A 4,378-nucleotide genomic window follows, 5' to 3' on the forward strand; every position below is an offset into this window, starting at 1 on the left:
TCCGGCGGATCTGGTCCTGCTCGGCGGTGAGGCGCGTGTCCATGCCCTTCCTCCTTTTCTGACGGAGCGTCATATTAGGGAGGCCGGACCGAGATGCCCAGAGGGAGGAGCCCGCTGATGAAGCGCGGGACCAGGAGGACCGCCGTGGTCGGGGTGGCGCTGTCCGACTGCGGGCGGGTGGCCGACGCGACGGCGTACACCCTGCACGCCCAGGCCGCCCGCAGGGCGCTCGCCGACGCCGGGCTGGACCGCGCGGTGGTCGACGGCTTCGCCTCGGCGGGCCTCGGCACGCTGGCCCCGGCCGAGGTCGCCGATCACCTGGGCCTGCGCCCCACCTGGGTGGACTCCACCTCGGTCGGGGGCGCGACCTGGGAGGTCATGGCGGCGCACGCGGCGGACGCGATCGCGGCGGGCCACGCGAACGCCGTGCTGCTGGTGTACGGCTCCACGGCCCGGGCGGACATCAGGGCGGGCCGCCGTACCGGCACCCTGTCCTTCGGGGCCCGCGGCCCCCTGCAGTTCGAGGCGCCGTACGGCCACACGCTGATCGCCAAGTACGCGATGGCGGCCCGCCGGCACATGATCGAGTACGGCACGACGACCGAGCAGCTGGCGCAGGTGGCGGTCCAGGCCCGGGCGAACGCGGCCCTGAACCCGGAGGCGATGTTCCGCGACCCGGTCACCGTCGACGACGTGCTGTCCGGGCCACTGATCGCGGACCCCTTCACTAGGCTGCACTGCTGTCTGCGCTCGGACGGCGGCGCGGCCGTCCTGCTGGCGGCCGAGGAGTACGCACGGGACTGCCGTACGGCCCCGGTCTGGATCCTCGGCACCGGCGAACACGTCTCGCACGCGGCGATGTCGCAGTGGCCGGACTTCACCCGCTCCCCGGCGGCGGTGAGCGGCCCGCTGGCCTTCGCCCGGGCGGGGGTGCGCCCGGCGGACGTCGACTTCGCGGAGATCTACGACGCCTTCACCTACATGACCCTGGTGACCCTGGAGGACCTGGGCTTCTGCGCCAAGGGCGAGGGCGGGGCCTTCGTGGGGAGGGACCGGCTGCTGGTGCGGGGCGGGGAACTGCCGGTGAACACGGACGGGGGCGGACTGTCGGCGCAGCACCCGGGGATGCGCGGACTGTTCCTGCTCGTGGAGGCGGTCCGGCAGCTGCGCGGGGAGGCCGGGGAGCGCCAGGTGCGGCGCCGCGACGGCGGGCTGCCCCGGCTGGGGGTGGCCTCGGGGACCGGGGGGTGGTTCTGTTCCTCGGGGACGGTGGTGCTGGGGAAGGACTGAGCCGGGGCCCAGCGGTGATACTCGCCCCATGGAACAGCACGATCTTCACGAACTGCTCCGCCCGCTGCGGGTCTGGGACCCCGAGGTGACCCGGCTGCCGCCCTTCGACCCCGACACGGCCCCTCCCGCCCCGCTGGCCCTGTTCACGAGCTGGTTCGCGGAGGCGGTGGCCGCGGGGCAGCCGGAGCCGCACACGATGTCGCTGGCGACCTCGGACGAGGAGGGCAGGCCGGACGCGCGGATCGTGATGCTGCACGGCGCCGACCCGGACGGCTGGTCCTTCGCCACGCACGCCACGAGCCGCAAGGGCCGCGCGCTGAGCGCCCGGCCGTACGCGGCGCTCGTCTTCTACTGGCCGGTGCTGGGCCGCCAGGTGCGGGTCCGGGGGCCGGTGACCGCGGCGCCGGCCGAGGAGAGCCAGGCCGACCTGCACGCGCGGTCCACCGGTGCGCTGGCCGCCGCGCTGACCGGCCGGCAGAGCGAGGAGCTGTCCTCGGCGGCGGAGCTGCGGGAGGCCTCGGAGGCGGCCTGGGAGCGGGCCCGGGCCCATCCCGAGGAGCCGTCGCCGACCTGGACGCTGTACCGGCTGCGCCCGGAGACCGTGGAGTTCTTCCAGGGGGACCCGCAGCGGCGGCACGTGCGGCTGGAGTACCGCAGCACCGGGTTCGGCTGGAGCAGGACGCTCCTGTGGCCGTAGCGGGGGATCCCGCCCGCGCGGGTTCCCCCGCTCCGGTCACACTTCTCCGGTGCCGTCCGTCAGGGCAGTGACAGCGTGGCACGAGCCGAGGAGACGGCGATGGAGAAGCGTTCGAGCACGGCCGGGGTCCCGACGGCCCCCCGGATGTCCGAGGACCCCGCACAGCTGGTGCCCGAGCTGGCCGAGGTGTCGGCGGCCCTGTTCCGGGCGACCGGCAACGGTTCGGTGCCGCGCTCCACGATCGGCCTGGTCCAGCTGCGGGCCGGGCAGATCGTGGGCAGCACCTACCTGACCGTCCTGCACACGGGGTTCCTGCGCAAGGCCGGGGAGCCGGAGGAGCGGATCACGTCGGTGGCGTCCTGGTGGGACTCGCCGTACTTCACGGCCGCCGAGCGGGCCGCGCTGGCCCTGGTGGAGGCCGTGCTCCAGCCGTCCCCGGGGGGCGAGCGGGTCTCCGACGAGCTGTACGCGCGGGCGGCCGCGCACTACGGGGGCAAGGCGCTGGCCACGCTGATGTTCGTGATCGGCCAGGTCGGCTTCTTCATCCCGGTCGCGCTCGTCGCCAAGCCGGTACCGGGCCGGTCGTTCAGCGAGCCGTGGAACTGAGGGCGCCCGGGCCGGGCTCGCCGCCGCCCGGGGCCGGCCGGAACACCGGGACGCCGTCCCGGAAGGCCGGCTCCAGCGGCATGCCGGCCCGGACGGCGTCCGCCGGGCAGTCCACCAGTTCCGTCATCATCCTGGGGCCCTCGGCCAGGTCGACCACCGCGGCCACGTAGGGGACGCGGCCGGTGAACGGGGGGAGGTCGTTGTGGTGGACCGTGGACCACGTGTAGAGCACGGCCCGGCCGCTCGCCTCCTCCCACGACACCTCCTCGCTCCAGCAGTGCGGGCAGAACTCCCGCGGGTAGTGGTGGGCCCGGCCGCAGGACGCGCAGCGGCGGATCAGCAGCCGGCCGCGGGCCGCCGCCTCCCAGTAGGGGCGGGTGAGGGCGTCGGCCTCGGGGACGTCGTGGCGCGGGCCGTCGTGGGGCGGGCCGTCGTGGGGCGGGCCGTCGTGGCGCGGGCCGTCCATCAGAACCACCCCAGTGCCGCGTCCAGCGACCACGCCTGCCAGGACATGCCGAAGAAGCAGGTCAGGGAGATCAGGGCCATCATCGAGTTCTGGCCCTGCTCCGCCCAGTCGTGGATCATGAGGACGAAGTAGACCGCGTTCAGGAGCAGGCCGCCGACCAGCGCGACCGGGGTCAGGAAACCGGCCGTCAGACCGAGGCCCAGGGCGAGTTCGGCGTAGGCGACCACGTACGCCATCAGTCTCGGGCGGGGTGCGACCACCGTGTCGAAGCCCGCCCGGACCGGGGTCCACCGGTGTTTCGCGGCCACGTCCGCCGCCCACGCGATGCCGCTGCCCCGCTCGAACCAGGCCTTCTTGTCCTTGTGCCGCCAGCTCTCCAGCCACCACAGGCCCAGACCGATCCGCAGCACCGCCAGCCATCGCGCGCCGTCGAGCCCTATCGAGTCCATACACCTGACGGTACGTCAGATATGGCCGGCTGCCCACCCGTCCGTCCGCACCGGAGAACGGCCGGCGGTGCGGGCCGCCGCACCAGGAAGCGACAGCCCGTGATCAATCCGCAACCAATTCCGGTCTTGACCGAGACCCATCAACCGGTGGTGTGATTACGCTCCCGCTCATGGCCGTCTCCCGCCCCTCGCCCGTCCGCCGCCCGCCGGTCCCCGCCGACCGCCCGGTCTACGTCATCGGCGCCGGCCCGGGCGGCCTCGCCGTCGCCCAGGCGCTGCGGGCCCGGGGCGTCCGGGCCGTGGTCCTGGAGAAGTCCGACCGGGTCGGCGCCTCCTGGCGGCGGCACTACGACCGGCTGCACCTGCACACCACCCGACGGCTGTCCGCACTGCCCGGCCTGCGCATACCCCGCAGGTTCGGCCGCTGGGTGTCCCGGGACGACCTGGTGCGCTACCTGGAGAAGTACGCCGAACACCACGCGCTGGAGATCGTCACCGGAGTGGAGGTGCACCGCGTCGAGCGCACCGGGGACGGCACCGGCTGGCTGCTGCACGCCTCCGGCGGCCGGGAGCTGACCGGCAGCGCGGTGGTGGTCGCCACCGGCTTCAACCACACCCCCCGGCTGCCCGACTGGCCGGGCCGGGACGGATACGGCGGCGAGCTGCTGCACGCCGGCGACTACCGCGACGCCACGCCCTACCGGGACCGTGACGTGCTCGTCGTCGGGATCGGCAACACGGGCGCGGAGATCGCCGTGGACCTGGCGGAGGGCGGGGCCGCCCGGGTGCGGCTGGCGGTGCGCACCCCGCCGCACATCCTGCGCCGGTCCACCCTCGGCTGGGCCGCCCAGTACACGGGCGTGCTGGTCC

6 protein-coding genes are annotated in these 4,378 nt (G+C 74.5%); 4 read left to right on the top strand and 2 right to left on the bottom strand.

What is annotated here, in order from left to right; translation table 11 throughout:
- Nucleotides 1-117 precede the first annotated feature (117 nt).
- The 3 genes from IE312_RS30280 (at nucleotide 118) to IE312_RS30290 (ending at nucleotide 2,593) form a co-directional block, all read left to right on the top strand.
- On the top strand, nucleotides 118-1,290 hold the full coding sequence (locus tag IE312_RS30280; RefSeq protein WP_189985465.1) for a thiolase C-terminal domain-containing protein: 1,173 nt from the start codon (nucleotides 118-120) through the stop codon (nucleotides 1,288-1,290).
- Nucleotides 1,291-1,318: 28 nt separating this feature from the next.
- On the top strand, nucleotides 1,319-1,987 hold the full coding sequence (locus IE312_RS30285; protein ID WP_189985466.1) for a pyridoxine/pyridoxamine 5'-phosphate oxidase: 669 nt from the start codon (nucleotides 1,319-1,321) through the stop codon (nucleotides 1,985-1,987).
- A 99-nt stretch (nucleotides 1,988-2,086) separates the two neighbouring features.
- Entirely contained in the window at nucleotides 2,087-2,593 is a 507-nt protein-coding gene (locus tag IE312_RS30290) for a carboxymuconolactone decarboxylase family protein (RefSeq protein ID WP_189985467.1), read from the top strand.
- On the opposite strand, the gene IE312_RS30295 is transcribed toward IE312_RS30290, so the two are convergent.
- Nucleotides 2,574-3,059 carry a Zn-ribbon domain-containing OB-fold protein gene (locus tag IE312_RS30295; RefSeq protein ID WP_189985468.1) on the bottom strand — a complete coding sequence of 162 codons (486 nt, stop codon included), beginning with the start codon at nucleotides 3,057-3,059 and terminating at the stop codon, nucleotides 2,574-2,576. The two genes, IE312_RS30290 and IE312_RS30295, sit on opposite strands and share 20 nt — an antisense overlap.
- Nucleotides 3,059-3,508 (bottom strand): DoxX family protein, encoded by a 450-nt coding sequence (locus IE312_RS30300; protein ID WP_189985469.1) that lies wholly within the window; start codon nucleotides 3,506-3,508, stop codon nucleotides 3,059-3,061. Before IE312_RS30300 ends, IE312_RS30295 begins: the two co-directional genes overlap by 1 nt.
- A 170-nt stretch (nucleotides 3,509-3,678) precedes the next feature.
- Here IE312_RS30300 and IE312_RS42505 point away from each other — a divergent pair.
- Nucleotides 3,679-4,378, top strand: a 700-nt coding sequence (locus IE312_RS42505) for a flavin-containing monooxygenase (RefSeq protein WP_229900611.1), incomplete at its 3' end; no start/stop codon positions are given.

This window comes from Streptomyces capoamus (genome assembly GCF_014654935.1).
Classification (GTDB): domain Bacteria; phylum Actinomycetota; class Actinomycetes; order Streptomycetales; family Streptomycetaceae; genus Streptomyces; species Streptomyces capoamus.

Coding starts and splice junctions, on each gene's coding strand:
- IE312_RS30295 (WP_189985468.1), bottom strand. CDS start 3,059: ATGGACGGCCCGCGCCACGACGGCCCGCCCCACGACGGCCCGCCCCAC.
- IE312_RS30285 (WP_189985466.1), top strand. CDS start 1,319: ATGGAACAGCACGATCTTCACGAACTGCTCCGCCCGCTGCGGGTCTGG.
- IE312_RS30280 (WP_189985465.1), top strand. CDS start 118: ATGAAGCGCGGGACCAGGAGGACCGCCGTGGTCGGGGTGGCGCTGTCC.
- IE312_RS30300 (WP_189985469.1), bottom strand. CDS start 3,508: ATGGACTCGATAGGGCTCGACGGCGCGCGATGGCTGGCGGTGCTGCGG.
- IE312_RS30290 (WP_189985467.1), top strand. CDS start 2,087: ATGGAGAAGCGTTCGAGCACGGCCGGGGTCCCGACGGCCCCCCGGATG.